13 protein-coding genes are annotated in these 18,447 nt (G+C 44.8%); 6 read left to right on the top strand and 7 right to left on the bottom strand.

From position 1 onward, the window contains the following. Window positions 1-58: 58 nt before the first annotated feature. The 3 genes from ACS8FD_RS06430 to cobA all read right to left on the bottom strand — a co-directional run bounded on the left by ACS8FD_RS06430 (window position 59) and on the right by cobA (window position 7,402). Window positions 59-3,973: an AAA family ATPase gene (locus ACS8FD_RS06430; protein WP_439275010.1), complete on the bottom strand. Its 3,915-nt coding sequence runs from the start codon at window positions 3,971-3,973 to the stop codon at window positions 59-61. Window positions 3,974-4,039: 66 nt separating this feature from the next. Next, window positions 4,040-5,566, bottom strand: coding sequence for an exonuclease SbcCD subunit D C-terminal domain-containing protein (locus ACS8FD_RS06425; protein WP_439275009.1), 1,527 nt, complete (start codon window positions 5,564-5,566; stop codon window positions 4,040-4,042). 120 nt (window positions 5,567-5,686) lie between these two features. After that, window positions 5,687-7,402, bottom strand: a complete 1,716-nt coding sequence (gene cobA, locus ACS8FD_RS06420) for a uroporphyrinogen-III C-methyltransferase (protein ID WP_439275008.1) — start codon at window positions 7,400-7,402, stop codon at window positions 5,687-5,689. Between the two features lie 261 nt (window positions 7,403-7,663). Here cobA and ACS8FD_RS06415 point away from each other — a divergent pair, with 261 nt between their 5' ends. After that, entirely contained in the window at window positions 7,664-8,404 is a 741-nt protein-coding gene (locus ACS8FD_RS06415; RefSeq protein ID WP_439275007.1) for an SDR family NAD(P)-dependent oxidoreductase, read from the top strand. Window positions 8,405-8,492: 88 nt separating this feature from the next. Here the strand turns inward: ACS8FD_RS06415 and ACS8FD_RS06410 are convergent, their stop codons facing one another. From ACS8FD_RS06410 to ACS8FD_RS06400, 3 genes are all read right to left on the bottom strand, one after another. Then, entirely contained in the window at window positions 8,493-9,131 is a 639-nt protein-coding gene (locus tag ACS8FD_RS06410; protein WP_439275006.1) for a phosphoadenosine phosphosulfate reductase domain-containing protein, read from the bottom strand. An 84-nt stretch (window positions 9,132-9,215) separates the two neighbouring features. Continuing rightward, on the bottom strand, window positions 9,216-9,812 hold the full coding sequence (locus ACS8FD_RS06405; protein WP_439275005.1) for a DUF934 domain-containing protein: 597 nt from the start codon (window positions 9,810-9,812) through the stop codon (window positions 9,216-9,218). Continuing rightward, window positions 9,805-11,490, bottom strand: a complete 1,686-nt coding sequence (locus tag ACS8FD_RS06400) for a nitrite/sulfite reductase (protein ID WP_439275004.1) — start codon at window positions 11,488-11,490, stop codon at window positions 9,805-9,807. The genes ACS8FD_RS06405 and ACS8FD_RS06400 overlap by 8 nt, the downstream gene beginning before the upstream one ends. Window positions 11,491-11,764: 274 nt before the next feature. On the opposite strand from ACS8FD_RS06400, the gene sat reads away from it, so the two are divergent. Beyond that, entirely contained in the window at window positions 11,765-13,021 is a 1,257-nt protein-coding gene (gene sat / locus ACS8FD_RS06395; RefSeq protein ID WP_439275003.1) for a sulfate adenylyltransferase, read from the top strand. A 97-nt stretch (window positions 13,022-13,118) separates the two neighbouring features. Here the strand turns inward: sat and ACS8FD_RS06390 are convergent, their stop codons facing one another. Further along, the gene (locus tag ACS8FD_RS06390) at window positions 13,119-13,643 is read right to left on the bottom strand and encodes a hypothetical protein (protein ID WP_439275002.1); all 525 of its coding nucleotides are present in this window, start codon (window positions 13,641-13,643) and stop codon (window positions 13,119-13,121) included. Window positions 13,644-13,925: 282 nt separating this feature from the next. Here ACS8FD_RS06390 and ACS8FD_RS06385 point away from each other — a divergent pair, with 282 nt between their 5' ends. The 4 genes from ACS8FD_RS06385 (at window position 13,926) to cysW (ending at window position 18,419) form a co-directional block, all read left to right on the top strand. Continuing rightward, window positions 13,926-15,017 (top strand): sulfate ABC transporter substrate-binding protein, encoded by a 1,092-nt coding sequence (locus ACS8FD_RS06385; protein WP_439275001.1) that lies wholly within the window; start codon window positions 13,926-13,928, stop codon window positions 15,015-15,017. Window positions 15,018-15,214: 197 nt separating this feature from the next. Further along, entirely contained in the window at window positions 15,215-16,333 is a 1,119-nt protein-coding gene (locus ACS8FD_RS06380; protein WP_439275000.1) for a sulfate ABC transporter substrate-binding protein, read from the top strand. Between the two features lie 330 nt (window positions 16,334-16,663). Beyond that, on the top strand, window positions 16,664-17,488 hold the full coding sequence (cysT, locus tag ACS8FD_RS06375) for a sulfate ABC transporter permease subunit CysT (RefSeq protein ID WP_439275031.1): 825 nt from the start codon (window positions 16,664-16,666) through the stop codon (window positions 17,486-17,488). 1 nt (window position 17,489) lies between these two features. Further along, window positions 17,490-18,419, top strand: coding sequence for a sulfate ABC transporter permease subunit CysW (gene cysW / locus ACS8FD_RS06370; protein ID WP_439274999.1), 930 nt, complete (start codon window positions 17,490-17,492; stop codon window positions 18,417-18,419). Window positions 18,420-18,447: the final 28 nt, after the last annotated feature.

The raw sequence follows: 18,447 nt of genomic DNA, 5'->3' as shown, positions 1-18,447 counted from the left end.
CGGCTTGGACACCTGAGCAATTTTGCTAATGACAATAGCCATTTGACCCTCTTATGTATTAGGAGCTTGCAATGTGATAACAGCCTTGGCCACTAATTTGACTGAAGCCGCCGGACAGTTTTTTGACCTGTATCTGCGTCAAAATCCGTTCTTTTAACGCTTGCACATGAGATATAACGCCGATCAATTTACCTTCTTGTTGCAGGCTTGTCAGGGTATCTAGCGCAATATCAAGCGATTCTTCATCTAGCGTACCAAAACCTTCATCCAAAAACAATGAATCGACGCGGATGTTTTGACTGGCCATTTGCGATAATCCTAAGGCTAAAGCTAAGCTGATAATAAAGCCTTCGCCGCCTGAAAGGTTTTTGGTACTGCGAATCTCGCCGCCTTGGTAGTTATCTATCACGTTAAGCTCTAACGGATTTTGATTATCACGCGCCAGCAAGTAACGATCACTCATCTTATGCAGCTGTGTATTAGCGTGATTGACCATAACGTCAAAGGTCAGACCCTGCGCAAATCCCCGGAACTTTTTACCACTACTAGATCCTATCAGCTCATTCAACTGACGCCATACTTGCAGCTTGTCTTTTTGCTCGGCTATGGCTTTTAGCTGGGATTGCTGACTGCCTTTTTTATCTTCGTTGTCTTTGAGCTTTTGAGTCATTGCGCCGATGGACTCTATTAAACGATTAGACTCGCTTTGTGCTTGCTGCTGCTTGTCTAACAGGTTTTCTTTGTTCTCTAAGGTTAAGGGGTTAGCTTGTTTGTCTGCAAGCGCTTGCTCGGTCTGCTGTAGTAAAGATTTAGCTTGTTTTAAGTTATAGTCGATTTGCTGCTGTTGCTCGCTTAAATGATGGCGCTCATTTTGCGATAGGCGCGCGCTGACAAAATCCACTTCAGTAGCAAAGTCAGAGCTCGCTAGCGCCTCCTGAAAGATGGCCTCTTGACTCTCTAAAGTGGTTTTTGCGGTTAATAACTCACTCGTAAGTCGTGTCTGTTGCTGCTTGGCTATTTGCAAAAGCTGCTCAGCACTATCGGCTTGTCTTTGCACCTGAGACTGCGCGGTTTTGGCTTGTTCAACATTTAAACGTAACTGATCTTCTTCTTCATCAACGTTTTTAGCGGCAAACAGGGCTTTTCTGTCTTGCTGCAAGTCAACAACAGCTTTTGTCTGTTCTGCAATAGACTGACTTAAGGCGTCAAGCTCGGTGCGCTCTTTATCTAGCTGTACTTGTTTGGTCTCAATCTGAGTGGTTAAGCGACTAAGCTCAGTGGTTAAGGTTTGCTGTTGGTGCTTTTGTTGATGATAGCTCTGTTTCAACTCAAGCATATAGCTACGATGCTGACGCAAAGCTGCTAGCTGCTGCTCGATCTCTGTGTTCTCTAATACGGTTTGCTCATCGATACTGGATTTTAAAAGCTGTATTTCAGGGTAGGTTCGCTTAGAATCTGAGTGACTAGTAGCGTATTTATTGATAATGCTGAGTACATCAGCGATAAGTGTTTGCAGCTCGAGAAAATGAGCCTTAGTGTTATCTTGTAGTCCATCAATTCTTTGCTGATTAAGCTTATTGTTATTATCGAGCACACTGATTTCGCTTGCCAGCTGATACTGTTGTTTCTCAAAAAGCGCTAATTCTTTTTCTAGCTTTGCTATGGACTCAGCCACCGTCTCATAATCAGCCAAAGCTGTCTGTACATTGTCCTTATGCTCAAGCAATTGCTGCTTGGCTTGAGCTGCTCTTGCAGTGATAGTATCGATACTATCCGTGTGCGTCGTTTCGGTATGTAGGCTGTGCTTAAAATTTTCAATAAGTGCGCTGATATCATCGATAGGTAGGACACTAGTAGCAACAGCTGCGTTATAGCGCTCATCTTCTGCGACTATAGCACTACTCATTTGCGCAATATCGTCACTGAGCGCAGTCGCTTGAGCGATTAGTGGTACGAGCTGCTGCTGCTGTTGCTCTAACTGATGAGTATTGGTTGCAAAAGCAATTTTGAGTTGTGACAGCTCGTTCTCGAGATTTTCAATAGCTATGTCACTATCAGCGAGCTGCTGCTGAATGATTGAGGTTTTCGAGGGTTCACCGGTCGTTGTTTTATTAGCATTGGGATGTTCTAAAGCGCCACAAAGCGGGCAGGGCTGACCATTTTTCAGCTCATCGATGTAGTGCTCAAGGCTCGCAATTTTTTGCAGTAGTGCTAATTGCGTCTGCTTTTCATGACGCTTATCTTTAGCTTCTTTCAGGCTGCTTTCTACACTAGCAATGGACTCCTTGAGAGTCACTAAGGTGCCGTTGATACTAGGCTGTGATGATTGAAGGTTTTTTATTTGAGTCGTGAGTGTACTTAGCTGCTGATTACTGTATATGAGCGGCTCAATTTGACTCATTATCTGTTCAATTTGCTGTTGTTCCGCTCGATTATCCGCCAATGATTTGGTCGCATGGGATTGCTGCTGTTGCTGGTGTAACTCACTAAACTGTTTTTGAGTCGCTGCAACTGATATTTTTTGCTCTTCTTGCTGTGATAAAAGCTTCGCCATTTCTCGCTGATACTGCTCTGTTTGCGCCACTAGAGACTTTTTTTGCTCCGCTAAAGTCGTATTATCTTGCAATAGCGTTTTGAGCCGACGACCGCTACTCTCAAAAGTCGCTATGTCAGTATCAATATCATTAAGCTCGTTATGATCTGCAAGGTATTGTGCGGTACTAGCCAGCTGCGACTCACTGTGCGCCGCTGTAAGTTGATGAGATTTTATCTCTTGCGCTAATCGCTGCACACTAACTGATAGTGTCTCTTGACGTTGACGGTTATTATTTAGGTGATGGCTTTGCTGCTTGATGCTCGCGTCTAATTCGCGAGTTTTAGCTATCTTAGGTAAAGCACCTTTTAGCGCCAGTTGCGCCCGCTCGTAATTTTGATCCGCGCTATTAAGTTGAGTAAGCGCTTGCTGCAAGTCAGACTGTTGCGTGGGTAGTTTCACCGCTAAAGCTTGCTGCTCATCGAACAAGCGCTTCGCGGTCTCACGACTACGACTAAGCTGACCAAATTGACTCTCTAATTCGAGCGCTTTTATTGCAGAATCTAAGCGCTTAGCCTCAGGGATAAAGTCTTGTTTCGATTGTTCAGCTTTGGATAAATCACTTTGATAAGTAGCTCGTTTGCTTTGCAACTCGTCAATTTCATCCAACCACTGAATCTGCTCACATACTTGCTGATACTGTTGCTGCTGCTCGGTTTGGGCGAGTTGAGATGTTTTTAATTCCTCGTTGATGAGCGCTTCTTCATCAGCAGTCAATAAAATCAAGCCATCCAAACCATATTGTAATTTGCTTAAAACCTCTTCCTCAGTGCGCTTTTTCTCAAAGACATGAGTCGAGATCGTCGCGTAAATATCCGTGCCAGTAATCTTTTCTAAAATATCCGCACGCTCATCTGCTTTGGCTTTTAGAAACGCTGAAAAACTGCCTTGCGCGAGCAAAATGGAGCGGGTGAACTGATCGAAATCCATGCGCGTTAGTTCAATAATCTTCTCTTTCGTGCGTGATAGTTTGCTCTCTAAAATCTTATCGCCGCTATTTTCATCATCGTCAGTTTGCGCATTCACTAAGGCTATCTCATGAGTCGCGTCCTGCAAATTCCCATCAGGCTTACCATAAGCACGGCGCTGGCCCCAACGGCAGCGATAGTGTGTACCGTTCAGATCAATCACTACTTCGGCAAAACATTCCGCCGTTTGCCGCGACATCACCTCATTACTGCTTTTGCTAATGCTATTAATACGCGGGGTTTCACCATACAGCGCCAAACAAATCGCATCTAAAATAGTGGTCTTGCCAGCGCCTGTCTGTCCGGTAATAGCAAAGATACCTTCGTTAATAAAAGCAGAATCAGCGAAGTCGATATGCCATTCGCCTTTAAGAGAGTTAAGGTTTTTGAGTCGGAGTTCGATTAGGCGCATGGTATTATCTTTATAATCTTAGAGGTGAGATATTAACTAGGTTTTGGAAGATAAAAGAGGAGTTGTCTATTCTGCCTGACTATCATTATGATAGATGCTGTGTAGTATTTGCTGATAGGCGTCTAACAAGGATTTTTTTTGATCGCTTGGTACGTCATTAATCGTCAGGCAGCGCTCAAACACATCCTGCTCATTTAAGTCTTGCAAGGTCTCAGTACTTTGATGCTGATTAAGAACTTTGTTATATGAATTCGCATTTTTAGTTAGCAATACTTCTAGTTTTGAGTTTTCAACCATTTCATTCACTTGCTCTTTCAGACCGCTAACCATGTCATTACCATTATAAATAACCTCTAGCCATACTGATTGATTTTTATCAAAAGCTTCAATAGTCCGTGCTATAGATGCCAGATCACCTTTGACTTGTGCAAGTTTTTGGAAACAAGGGACGGGTAAGGAGAGCACTTGCATAGCGTTTACATTATTTGAGTACAGGGTTTTAGCTTCGCTAGTAGCAAAGATATTTAAAACTTGCTCATGGTTCAGCGTTTGTTGGTTGCTGTCGTCTTGCTTATTGTGTGCAATCGCCACATCATCAAAACCAAATAAATCATCGATTAAGTCGTTTGTATTACTCACTACTTTTTTGGTAACGTTTTCAATAGGCTTGGCTATAACCTTAGGTAATAACTCAGTGGCGTTGTCTATTAAGGACTCATTTGACACATCCCCAAACTGCACAAGTAGCACTTGTTTTTGCTGACGAGCCTCACCAAAACCCATGGCTATGGGCGAGCCTGAATAACGAATATGCTCCTGCCCGCCGACGCGCTGCGGTACGTGCAGATGTCCTAGCGCGACATAATCAAAGCACTCATCGAACATCTCAGCGGATATCTTACCAAGATTACCGACATACAAGTCGCGTACGCCATCATCTTCAGTAGTTTTGCTACCAGCGGCAAACAGATGACCGGTGGCGATAATCGGAATGTGGCGCTGATGGGTTTGGCTTAATGATTTTTGCTGATCTTTGGCTAAGCTTGCGACTTCATCGTAGTGAGCGCGAATGCCCTTGATGACATTAGCATCTTTGCTATCCGCTGACTCGCCAGCGCTACTACTACGCACATCACGGTCGCGCAAGTAAGGTACCGCAGCGATAATACAGCGCGGCATGCCATCGGTATCGTCTAACACCAAAACTTCATCGCTCAAGTCTTCACAAGCGGTGCCAATGACATGCACGTTTAAGAATTTGAGCACTTGGCTTGGCGCATCGAGAAAAGTGGGGGAGTCGTGATTGCCCGCAACGATAACAATATGCTCACAGCAAAGCGTTGAGACTTTTCCTAAAAACTCATAATACAGCGCTTGCGCTCGATTGCTTGGCGTCATAGTGTCAAAAATGTCACCGGCGACAATGAGAACGTCTACCTTTTGCGCGCTGATGGTTTGTTCAAGCCATTCTAAAAAAGCCTCGAACTCATCATAACGCATTCGGCCATACAGTCTGCGCCCTAAATGCCAGTCGGAGGTATGGAGAATAGTGAGTGGTTTAACTGGATTTTTAACGATATCAGCTGCGGACATAGGTAGGCTTAATGGCAATAAATAGAAAGGTTTTATTTTAGCAAGAAATGCTAATGAAAAAGCCACTTTAACAAATAATTAAAGTGGCTGCATTCAATGAGAATCATAAGAATAAAACAGTTAACCAATGACCAACTGCTCTAAACTATCCTCTTTTGTCTCAGCAAGAGTAGCAATCATCGACAAAGCATGCGCTTGTTGCTGAGCTTCACTCTTTTTGTCAGCTAACGCACCCTTTGGCGTGGAAGCGCTACCGCCTCGCAGCCAATTACTGTCAGTATCAGCTAGACTTTCATCATGCTGCTGCAGGTGCAGATTGTACCAAGCTAAATCATGATGCAGCGCGACTACGTCACCCATGATAAGTAGCGCTGGCGTGGGAAGCTGGCTTTTTTCTTGCAACTCAACGATGTCAGCAAGTGTCCCCGTTAATACTTGCTGATTGGGCATACTAGCGTTAGAGACAATTGCAATAGGGGTTTCACTACTACGCCCAGCTTCGATTAAGCCCTCAGTCAAACGTGGTAATGAGTGTAGACCCATATAAAACACCACCGTCTCATCGGTATTGAGAAAGCTTTTGAAATTATTATTCGGTGCGCCTGCCTTTAAAAATCCGGTAACAAAACGCACGGACTGTGAATGATCGCGGTGGGTGAGTGGAATACCAGCGTAACTTGCAGCTGCATTAGCCGCAGTGATACCAGGCACGACTTGATAAGGAATATGATGCGCGCGCAGGCTCTCAATCTCCTCACCACCACGACCAAAGATAAACGGATCACCGCCTTTAAGACGAACGACTCGGCGCCCTTTTTTGGCCTCATTGACTAACAGCTCGTTAATACCTAATTGCGCTACCGCATGATTACTACGTTTTTTACCGACATAGACTTTATCGGCATCACGTCGACATAGATCTAAGACTTGCGGGGACACCAGCGCATCATAAAAGACAATATCGGCTTGCTGCATTAGACGTAGTGCTTTAAAGGTTAATAATTCTGGATCGCCAGGACCTGCACCGACGATATACACTTCACCGACTGGCGGCTTGCTTGTCTCATCGTTATCACTTTCAGGAGAGTTCAGCTCTTGAGAATTCGCTTTTTCAAAATTTGTAGGCGCTGTTCGCGTATTGCTGACTTTATTATTGCTATGCTTTTTCTGGGCAATTTTTTCTGCTGTCTCGTTTAAGTCTTTTTGCAGCTGCGCGTTTGCCTCAGTCTCATTACCGGCAAAGATGAGCTCGCTGACTTTTCCTTCAAAGGCTCGCTCCCAAAACTGACGACGACCAGTTAGCGTGGGTATTTTAGCTTTGACCTCGCTGCGAAAGTCGCCGGCTAGTTTTGCTAATTTGCCATAGCCTTGTGGAATCAAGGTCTCTAAACGCGCTCGCAATAAACGCGCTAATACAGGTGCTTTACCGTTCGATGAGATACCAATCACGATAGGGTTGCGATCGACGATAGCCGGGAAAATAAAGTCGCATAAATGCGGCGTATCGACCACATTGACAGGGATATTTAGCGCGGTCGCATCGGCATGGATTTGCTGATTGAGCGCTTCATCATCAGTACCGGCGATGATAATACGCACGCCTGCCATATAGGACTTGTCATATTCGGCAGAAATAAGCTGGTGCTGACTTTCTTTATCTGTCGTGCTGTCACTAGTTAGTAGCGCTTGCAACTCTTCGCAAATATCAGGCGCGACGACAGTAATGCTTGCTCCTGCTCGGCTTAATAAATCCGCTTTACGCAGTGCGACATCACCGCCGCCAACGATCAATACTTTGCGGCCTTCTAGTTTAAAAAATAGCGGAAAGGTATTCATAATGTTATGAGCCTTCAATTCAAATATGCTGCCATTATGAAGTATCGCGCGCGCTATCTCACCTAACGGATTGGCATTAGCATAGTTATATTCTTCATAAGGGTGGGGTTTTTCGTTTGAAATAGGAATAGATAGCTCTGAATATTAATGCAACCGTAAAACAACCTACCAGAGCCCAACCTGACTATCTTGCTGACTGTGCTAATATATTTAAGAGTGATGTATTATTTATAAACATAAAAACAAAAAAGGATAAGTACTATGAAATTACAAGACAGAGTAGCGATCGTATTTGGCGGCACCTCCGGACTGGGGGAAGCCACGGCAAAAGCCTATGCGGACGAGGGCGCAAAAGTCGTTGTTTCTGGACGCGATGACGAAGACGGTAATCGTATTGTTCAAGATATTAAAGACAAGGGACAAGAGGCTATTTTTGTAAAAGCCAATGTAACTAATAAAGTTGAGATTGAGGCAGTGGTTGATAAAGCACTAGAGACCTATGGTCAAATCGACATTTTATATAACGGCGCGGGCATCCACGATGCTTATGATAATGCGGTCGAATTAGAAGAAGACTTATACGACAAACTGATGGCGATTAATGTTAAAGCGCCATATCTGGCAGCAAAAGCGGTGATTCCGCACTTTATTAAGCAAGGCAAAGGCGCGATTATCAATGTTGGTTCGCAAGCAACACAAGTGGCCGGTCCGGGCGGTTCCGCTTATGTGACCTCTAAGCATGCAGTGTTAGGATTCAGCAAACAATTAGCGTTTGACTTTGGCAGTCAAGGCGTGAAAGTGAATATCTTATCACCAGGTTTTATCGAGACGCCAATGACTGAGGGTATTGATGATGAGCGCTTAGACCGTATTCCTGCTCAGCGCGCCGGCAAGCCAGAGGAAATTGCCGCTTTAGCGGTATTCTTAGCTTCAGACGATTCGAATTATATGCACGGTTCTAACGTGTTTATGGATGGCGGCTGGGTACTTGGTCGTAAATAGTAATTCCTCTTTTTATCAGTCGTCAATACAATAAAAAGCCCTTTCATAACGAGAGGGCTTTTCTGTTTTTGCACATTACAGCTTAATGTTAAAGCTGAGTATGAAGACCACACTCACGGCTTTCTTCAACCTTCGTTGGATCAAAGTAATCATGCTCGTTAGGTAGATTGTGCTCGTCAAGATAAATATCCAAATCGGCGTCTGTTTTTTCAAATAATGGTGCAACTTTTAACACGCCATCTTTTGATAAGCTTAAAACATCAAGACCTTGGCGGAATTCGGTTTGATCTTTACGAATAGCATTGAACCAGACGTCAGGCTTTAGCTCATCAAGTGCACGGCGGAATGGCTCAAGCTTGACTTGCTCGGTAAACTTATCATGTTGCGGGTTATCAATCCCCGGAATACCATTCATCGTGGCGTCACGATGGGCAGCGGTTTGTTTAGGGATATAAGTGATGACGTTTAGATCTAAATCGTTAATCACCTTGTTAGCAAAGCGATAAGTGGCATCAGTGTTATAACCAGAATCTACCCATAATACGGTGATATCAGGACGCTGCTTGGCGACTAAATGCAAAATAGCCGACTCATACGGACGGAAGTTGGTAGTGATAATAGGGTTTTTGGCTTGAGAAAGCGCCCATTCAACGATTTGCTCAGGCGACTTACCTTGTAGCTCTTGGTTGGCTTGGTCGATATCTAGGTTTGGATGTAATTGACTCATAATACGTTCCTTAATGGGGAGTAGATTAATAAGGGATTAAATTAAATAAAAAGCAATATTGAATAAAATAACGATAATTAGATACTAAGCGCCCGCAAACATCGGTAAGTCGGCGGCGTTACGACCGTCATAACTGCTCGCTAGCGCGTTAAATGCTTGGCTGATATCAGAGATAGACTGTAGGTCATGCGCGCTTATCATAAAACTGTCTGCGCCTGCACGTAGTAGGTAGGCAATTTGGTCACGTCCAAAATTGCCAGCCATACGAATCTCACCTTGGTAACCGATTTGGCGTAGGGTCTGGGCAAAGCTAAAGCCGCGCCCATCGGTGAACACCGGCACATTGATCACAATCAAATCTTGCTGCAATAAAAACTCTGGTATGCGAGTCAGTACTTCCGTATCACTATTAGATGTCACCCAAACACCAAGATTGCTGGTATGTTGAGCTAGTAATTCATACACTTCTTGCAATAGGCCACCAGCAATATTGCCTTTAGCATCCAATAAATCGCTAAGCGGCAAGAGCACATCGAGCTTTTCTTGCTTTTGCAAAATTTCGAGCAATGATATGTGGGTCAGTGCGATACCATCTGGTAGATCGTTAGTCGTCAATGCATGCCAGGTATCGTTTTGACTGATGTCCACAGCATCACTATTGAACAGATGATGATTACCCATAGACCTTCTCCTTAAAGGGCGCAAGGCCGATACGATTGATCAGCTCACCAAAACCTTCTACCTCATTGTCATTAGCCACGCGTTGCTCTAGATAGACGTCTACTATCTTTTGTATCGTTGTCGCTACATCATCAGATGGCACCGATCTACCCAGTATCTTACCAATTTTGGCATCGTTACTAGAGTTTCCACCGAGGCTGATTTGATACCAGTATTCGCCTTTTTTATCGACACCAAGGATACCAATATCACCGGTATGGTGATGCGCACAGGCATTCATACAGCCCGACATGTTGAGGCGAATTTCACCCAAATCATACAGGTAGTCGAGATCATCAAACTGCTTTTCGATTTGCTCAGCGATATTGTGGGTCGTAGCATTGGCAAGCGAGCAAAAGTCCCAGCCTGGGCAGACGATCATATCGGTGAGGGTATTGATATTTGGACGGGCTAAATGTAGCGCAACCAGCTGTTGCCATAGCTCGTATAAGCGGTTGGTTTGTACATCAGCGAAAACCAGATTTTGCTGATAAGTACCACGTAATTCACCAAAGCTATGTTCATCGGCGAGGTCGGCGAGTGCATCCATTTGCGACTCACTGATGTCACCTGAGGGTACATACTTACCGTCGACCAAGCCTGCTTTTAAGGAAATCACTACTGCGCGATACCCTGCGATTTTATGGGCCACGGTATTTTGCTTATACCAATTGGCAAAGTCTTTATCAGCGTTTAATTGCTGCTGCAAGTCCGACTGTACCTGGAGCGCATCAAAGCTTAGGTAATCAGGCTCGGTAAAATAGCTGCTGGCTTTGTCAAAGTTGGCATCAGTTAGAGTTAATGAGCCATCTTTGGTGTGCGCTTCCCATTCAGCGTCGACCAATTTGGCAAACGCCGGTCCGCCCATGCTATCGACCAATATCTTGATACGCGCTTTGAATTTATTGTCGCGGCGACCATGCAGATTATAGACGCGCAAAATCGCATCTAAATAGCTGAGCAAATGATGGCGCGGTAAGAATGTATTAATGGTTTTGCCAATCACTGGCGTACGTCCAAGCCCGCCACCAACAATCACCTCAAAACCAAGCTCGCCTGCATCATTTTTCTTTAAATGCAGTCCGATATCATGCACTTGCGTCGCTGCTCGATCTTTAGCCGTGCCAATGACGGCAATCTTAAATTTGCGCGGTAAAAATGCAAACTCAGGATGAAAGGTTGACCATTGACGGATAATCTCGCAATAGGGGCGCGGATCGGCGATCTCTTCTTTATGAATACCAGCGTAAGGGTCAGTGGTGGTATTGCGAATACAGTTGCCCGAAGTCTGAATGGCATGCATCTGTACCGACGCGAGCTCCGCCAAAATATCTGGCACTTCTTCAAGTTTTGGCCAGTTCAGCTGCATATTGGTACGAGTGGTAAAGTGTCCGTAACCTCTGTCATATTTGCGGGTAATCTCAGCGAGCTTGCGCAACTGATAGGTTGCCAGCAAGCCATATGGAACCGCAATACGCAACATCGGCGCATAACGTTGGATATAAAGACCGTTCTGCAAACGCAGCGGCAAAAATTGCTCCTCGGCAAGCTCGCCTGCCAAAAACCGTTCGGTTTGGTCGCGGAACTGGGCGACACGTTCTTCTACCAGCGTTTGATCCGCATAGTTATATTGGTACATGACGTCATCTCAATAGTGATTTGCGTGTGTAATAATTCTAAGGTGTGCTTTAGCACTAAGCCGTCTAAGAATGGACTTAAAGCAATATAGGCTGACATCATATAACTGTGCGCTGATAAATATAAATTCCTATAAGTCATATCCATATCCAAACACAGCATAAATTTTCATAACTAAAATTCGGTAGCCTAGTCGCATTGAATTAATAAGCCACATTGTATTAACAAGCCACGTATTAACAAGCCAATTTATCCGCTGTTTTAAGGTTAACAATATGACATCTTTATCTGCTCAAGCAACTTCGACATCAAAACTGGTGCCACCACATGGTAGTGACGCGCTCAAACCCTTATTATTAGAAGGCGACGCGCGCACGAAAGCGCTTAAACTTGCCAGCACACTACCGACCATCACCCTAAGCTCACGCGAGCGTGGGGATTTGATAATGCTAGGTATCGGCGGTTTTACGCCGCTTAATGGCTTTATGAATCAGGCTGACTGGCAAGGTGTGGTCGATGAGATGCGCCTAAAATCAGGCGACAACGCCGGACTATTTTGGCCAATTCCGATTACCTTATCCGCGCCTAAAGTGTTAACGGATAATCTTAATCAAGGGGATAAAGTGGCTTTGGTAGCCGAAGATGGCGAAGTGATGGGCATCATTACGGTTGAAGAAACCTATAATATTGATAAAGATCATGAGTGCCAGCAAGTCTTTACCACGACTGATCCTGAGCATCCGGGCGTACAGCAAGTCCTGCGTCAAGGTGAGGTTAATGTCGCAGGCCGCGTAGAAGTATTAAGCGAAGGCGAGTTCCCCGAGCTGTATCCGGAGATTTATAAAACGCCAGCTGAGACGCGTGAAATATTGGATGCCAAAGGCTGGAAAACAGTCGCTGCCTTTCAGACGCGCAATCCGATGCACCGCTCGCATGAATACCTTGCCAAGATTGCGATCGAGATTTGTGATGGCGTACTGATTCATTCACTACTCGGCGCTCTCAAACCAGGTGATATTCCCGCTGAAGTGCGTCAAGAAGCGATTAAGACGCTGATTGATAACTACTTTAGAGCGGACACCGTTATTCAAGCCGGGTATCCGCTAGATATGCGTTATGCTGGTCCGCGTGAGGCCTTACTGCATGCCGTCTTCCGTCAAAACTATGGCTGTAGCCATTTGATCGTTGGCCGCGATCATGCCGGCGTCGGTGATTATTATGGTGCGTTTGACGCGCAAACTATCTTTGATTATGTCGGCAAGGACGATCTGATTACTCAGCCATTGAAAATAGGTTGGACGTTTTGGTGTAATGCCTGTAACGCAATGGCGTCTGATAAAACCTGCCCGCATGAAGCGTCTGAGCATGTCAAAGTGTCAGGCACCAAGCTGCGTAAAGCGTTGTCAGAAGATGAAGACGTGCCCGATAACTTCAGTCGCCCTGAGGTACTCGCTATCTTGCGTAATTACTATGCCGGTATCGCCCGTGAGGAGCGTGCTGAAGTGAAGCTAACGGGTGCTTCAGCGGTGTAACCCTACTTGAGCCGCATCCGAAAATTCATAATATGAAGAAAAAGGTGGCAAATATATTATTTGCCACCTTTTTTATTCAAATTATTATTCAATAAGCCTAGCTTAGTTCTAGATTCGTCTTAAGTTTTTGATACTCACCAACGATTGAGGCGCCACCAGAGCAATAATAGTTTAATGCGTATTTATCATCACTATCTATCGTGAGCTTACCGTTTTGAAACTGTAGAAATACCTTACTGTCATTAGCTCTTGTCTCAAAGATAACCCCGTGCGCTTGATCTTGACCCATAAGCTTTGCTTGTCCATCAAAAGTACAAGTAGGCTTTTTCACATCGCTACGAGCACGCACCTTTATATTGATCTGCTCAGAGCCATTGGCAGATATCATTACCGCTACCCAATCATTACCTTGGGCTCTTTTCGCATAACCTTCTGAAGCATAATCACCGACAACGGTTTGTACGGCAGGGGACAGAGCGGCTACTGTTGACGTGCTAGCTGTCGCCACAGTATTAGTAGCGGATGAGGTGTTATTACAGCCTACTAGCGAAGCGCTGCTGATTATCAGAGCACTTAATATAGCGATCGATGAATAGGGTTTTTGAGAGGTATGCAAGGTCATATATAAGCCTTAATGCTTAGAAATAGAAGAAATAACAGGTTAGATTAAGGCAGCATAGCTAATAACGTAACTTATGCCAAGATATTCATTTGATAAGCGTTTTCGTCACTAAGCATTTTATAAGCGAGCTGCTAGCATAGCTTTCATTATCCCTTTCATTATCTTTAGAACCGTTTTCATTGATCAAGTATTTAGATAATGACTTATTTGGCTACCACTCAGCCAATAACTACCGTCATAAAACTTTTGAAAAGCGGTGGTTATTATTTCAAGGAGACGTCCATGCAAAGCAAGCCTTTGTTGTTAAAGTATTTATCAAAGTTATCGTTAAATGTGCAGTCATCGAAAGTCTTAACACCCGCTAGCGTAGCACTCGCGAGCCTGGTTTTGATAGGCTGTAATCAAACCCAAGCCGATACAAGTGCTGCGCAAGATATCAGTTTACTCAACGTCTCATATGACGTCTCACGTGATTTTTATAAAGACTATAACGACTTATTTGCCAAGAGCTATCAAAAACAGCATCCCAACAGCACAGTCAAAATCAATCAATCGCATGGCGGCTCAAGCAAGCAAGCATTGTCGGTTGCCAATGGTTTGCAAGCCGATGTCGTCACTCTAAACCAAGAGAGCGATATGGAGCTGCTGGTTAAAAAGGGTTTAGTCGCAACAGATTGGCAGCAAGCGCTACCAAATCAAGCGGTGCCTTATACCAGTACGGTGGTGCTGCTAGTACGTGCTGGTAATCCTAAAAACATTCAAGATTGGCAGGATCTGGAACGGACTGATGTAGAAGTCGTTATGCCAAATCCAAAAACTAGTGGCACCGCACGTTATGCTTTCTTAGGTGCTTATGGGTACGGTTTGCAGCACTTTAAAGAAACGCCTGAAAAAGCACCGCAAACCGATAGCTTTATCAAGCGACTGCTCGCTAATGTCGTCACTTATGACAATGGCGCGCGAGCCGCTACCACTAGCTTTACTCAGCGCCAACTAGGGGATGTGCTTATCACCACGGAGAACGAGGCGCGTCTAGTCGCCCAAAAATATGCGAAAGGACAAGTTGATATTGTTTATCCCAGCTATTCTATCATTATCAATAACCCAGTCGCTGTGGTCAAAGCTAAAAAAGGCAGTACTAAAGCGGCAAATACTTATCTAAAAGAATTATGGAGCGCGCCTGCGCAGGAGCTAATCGCTACGATGTATCTGCGTCCTAGTGACCAAACGATTCTTCAAGCGCATCGCAGTACGCTGCCTGTCATTGATACCTTTGAGCCAACGGAAGTCTTTGGATCATGGGATAAGATTATGGCGCTGTTTTTCGTAGAGGGCGGCCGCTTCGATAAGCTTGCGCAAGCTCATACTCAGTAAAGGGAGCTGATAAAACTCTAGCCACTGTTTATTTTGATATTCCATTTTGGCAGAAATATACACATATTCGTCATTAAAGATAATATGCAGACACTGTTAGCATACTTGCATGATTACTCAGCATAATTGAATGAATAATTAAATGAGCCACCAAACCTTTTTATGACGCTTTAATTCTCTACCTATTCGAGGCATTTATGACGACTTCTCCCAAAAGCTACTCTTTAAATAAAACCCACTTTTTTAAAAATAAAACACTGAGCGCCCTTAGTATCGCAGGCGTAGCGGTCACGCTTGGACTAGCGGGCTGTAGTAATAATGAAACAGCGGACGCGGCAGCCAGCGCTGATCCTGCTGCAAGCGGAGAGGCGCAAAACATTGAACTATTAAATGTCTCTTATGATGTGGCGCGTGATTTTTATAAAGACTACAACCCCATGTTCGTTGAGCATTACCAAGCTGAAAACCCTAACGCTAATATCAATATTAAGCAGTCGCATGGTGGCTCAAGTAAGCAAGCATTGTCCGTTGCTAATGGTTTGCAAGCTGATGTAGCGACTATGAACCAAGGCTCAGACATCGAGCTGTTACAAAAAGAAGGGCTAGTAGCGGACGACTGGGAGCAGCAGTTTCCGGATAACGCCGTACCTTTTACCAGTACGATCGTCTTTTTAGTACGTAAAGACAATCCTAAAAATATCAACGACTGGGAAGATTTGACCAAAGATGGTGTTGAGATTGTCATGGCGAATCCAAAGGTCACAGGCAATGGTCGCTACGCTTTTCTAGGCGCTTATGGTTATGGCTTACACGCTTTTGATAATAACGAAGACAATGCCCAAAACTATGTCAGAGACATGCTCAAAAACGTCAAGGTTTACGAGAATGGCGGACGCGCGGCAACCACCACTTTCGTCCAGCGCGGTATCGGCGATGTGCTCGTTACTTTTGAGAATGAAGCGAACCTCGCTGCCACTAAGTTTGGACAAGGGCAAGTCGATATCGTCTATCCAAACTACTCGATTAAGTCAGAGAGCCCTGTTGCTATCGTCAATGCGGTCACTGAGAAAAAAGGCACGACAGATGCAGCCAAAGCTTATCTAGACTACTTATGGAGCGAGCCGGCTCAGCAGTTAGCGGCCAACTTGTATCTACGTCCAAGTGTGCAAAGCGTCCTTGATAAAAACGGTGATAAATTACCACCAATTGAGACCTTCCGCCCTAATGATACTTTTGGCTCATGGGATGAGATTATGAGTAACTTCTTCAGTGATAATGGCGTCTTTGACCAGCTAGCGGTGAATGCTCCGCAGTAGTTCTGACGGGTGAATGCTCCGCAGTAGTTCTGACGGTAACAGCTCGCTATTATTATTGCCTTGATTTGCTGTCTTAACTGACCGGCAAATCCAAAATTTCCATTATAAATAAATAAGGACATGGCCACTTGCGCTATGTCCTTTATACCGTAAGCTGCCTAGATGCTCACTATAAAATAAAGAGCACTAAAAAACAAAGCACTCATGATGATGAATAAGTGCCCATAAAAATACAGACAGCGACGTAATAATTAGGATATAACTATGAGCGTAACGACACCTCCTGTCAGCACCTCGTCTAAACCGGCAAAAAAAGGTTGGCTTACGCGTATGCGTCAGCGCAATGTGCTACCGGGTTTCGGACTAAGCATGGGTATTACTGTTTTTAGCTTGTCGCTACTGGTGGTGTTGCCGTTTGCAATGATGGCTTATACGACGACGCAGATGGGCTGGTCGGGATTTTGGGACACCATTTCTCAGCCGCAAGTCACCGCTGCTATCAAATTAAGCTTATGGGTGTCGTTTCTTGCGATGCTGACGAACATGGTCTTCGGTACGCTCGTCGCTTGGGTGCTAGTACGTTACGAGTTTTGGGGCAAATCCTTGATTAATGCCTTAGTCGATTTGCCCTTTGCCTTGCCAACGGCGGTGACCGGTATCTCGCTTGCGACCCTTTATGCTCCCAACGGTCTGATAGGGCAGTGGTTTGCCAAATTCGATATTCAAGTCGCCTTTACACCTATTGGTATTTGGCTTGCTTTAGTTGTCGTCAGCTTTCCCTTCATTGTAAGAGCGGTACAGCCAGTACTCGCTGAGCTATCTGTTGAATTTGAAGAGGCTTCAGCGGTGCTAGGAGCCAATCGTATCACGACATTTCGTAAAGTTATCTTACCTGAGCTACTACCGGCGTTATTTATGGGCGCGGGTATGATGTTTGCACGCGCAACCGGCGAGTACGGCTCCGTTATTTTTATCGCCGGTAATATCCCAATGCAGTCTGAGATTTTACCAATTATTATTATCAGTAAGCTTGAGCAATTCGATATTCAGGGTGCCTCAGCAGTGGCTTTATTTATGCTCATGATCTCTTTTGTTATTTTATTAAGTATAAATATAGTGCAGTGGCGATTATCGCGCCGCGTAGGAGCACGCTAAGATGCAAATAGCCAATAGCTACGACTACCAAAGTAATCCCGCCACTAAAGATTCGCCATGGATCAGACGCACATTTATTGGCATTGCCGTGCTGTTTATGATTATCATGCTTGTCATACCGCTGCTTGCAGTCTTTTATGAAGCGCTAAAGGGCGGCTGGGATCTATACATCGCTTCACTAGTAGAGCCAGAAGCGCTACAAGCGATAAAGTTGACGCTACTGACGGCCGCTATCGTCTTACCGATCAATATGGTGATGGGTATCGCTATCGCTTGGTTGGTGACGCGCTATCAGTTCAAAGGTAAGCAGCTCGTTACCACATTACTAGATTTGCCGTTTTCAGTGTCACCAGTGGTCGCAGGTTTGATGTTTATCTTGCTATTTGGTCTTAATTCTCCAGTTGGCGGCTGGCTTGAAGGTCTTGGTTTTCAGATTATTTTTGCGGTACCTGGCATTGTGCTTGCTACCTTATTTGTCACTTTTCCGTTTGTCGCGCGTGAGCTGATACCTTTGATGCAGACCCAAGGCGACTCTGAAGAGCAAGCGGCCTTGACGCTTGGCGCTAGTGGGTGGCAAACGTTTTGGCATATTACTATGCCTAATATTAAATGGGCGCTGCTGTATGGTCTGATTTTGACTAATGCGCGCGCTATGGGCGAGTTTGGTGCGGTGAGTGTGGTATCTGGGCACATAAGAGGCGAGACTAATACGATGCCGCTACTGGTTGAGATTGCTTATAACGAGTATAACTTTACCGCCGCCTTTGCTTTATCTAGCTTATTGGCAGCGCTAGCACTAGTGACACTACTGCTGCAGCAAGTGATGACTAAAATGCAAGAGCGCAAATTTGCCAAGTCAGCGCGTCTGGTTGCTGCTCCTGAGCTGCCTGTTAGCGCCAATGACACACCTACAATGGATAAGCCTAAATAACAGATAGCGTAAGCCATTCATATTATAA

The sequence above is a fragment of the Psychrobacter sp. 1U2 genome (assembly GCF_051847575.1).
This window is presented reverse-complemented; position numbering and strand designations above follow the sequence as displayed.

Coding starts and splice junctions, on each gene's coding strand:
- ACS8FD_RS06410 (WP_439275006.1), bottom strand. CDS start 9,131: ATGAGTCAATTACATCCAAACCTAGATATCGACCAAGCCAACCAAGAG.
- ACS8FD_RS06425 (WP_439275009.1), bottom strand. CDS start 5,566: ATGTCCGCAGCTGATATCGTTAAAAATCCAGTTAAACCACTCACTATT.
- ACS8FD_RS06405 (WP_439275005.1), bottom strand. CDS start 9,812: ATGGGTAATCATCATCTGTTCAATAGTGATGCTGTGGACATCAGTCAA.
- ACS8FD_RS06400 (WP_439275004.1), bottom strand. CDS start 11,490: ATGTACCAATATAACTATGCGGATCAAACGCTGGTAGAAGAACGTGTC.
- cysT (WP_439275031.1), top strand. CDS start 16,664: ATGCGTCAGCGCAATGTGCTACCGGGTTTCGGACTAAGCATGGGTATT.
- ACS8FD_RS06380 (WP_439275000.1), top strand. CDS start 15,215: ATGACGACTTCTCCCAAAAGCTACTCTTTAAATAAAACCCACTTTTTT.
- sat (WP_439275003.1), top strand. CDS start 11,765: ATGACATCTTTATCTGCTCAAGCAACTTCGACATCAAAACTGGTGCCA.
- ACS8FD_RS06385 (WP_439275001.1), top strand. CDS start 13,926: ATGCAAAGCAAGCCTTTGTTGTTAAAGTATTTATCAAAGTTATCGTTA.
- cobA (WP_439275008.1), bottom strand. CDS start 7,402: ATGAATACCTTTCCGCTATTTTTTAAACTAGAAGGCCGCAAAGTATTG.
- ACS8FD_RS06430 (WP_439275010.1), bottom strand. CDS start 3,973: ATGCGCCTAATCGAACTCCGACTCAAAAACCTTAACTCTCTTAAAGGC.
- ACS8FD_RS06415 (WP_439275007.1), top strand. CDS start 7,664: ATGAAATTACAAGACAGAGTAGCGATCGTATTTGGCGGCACCTCCGGA.
- ACS8FD_RS06390 (WP_439275002.1), bottom strand. CDS start 13,643: ATGACCTTGCATACCTCTCAAAAACCCTATTCATCGATCGCTATATTA.
- cysW (WP_439274999.1), top strand. CDS start 17,490: ATGCAAATAGCCAATAGCTACGACTACCAAAGTAATCCCGCCACTAAA.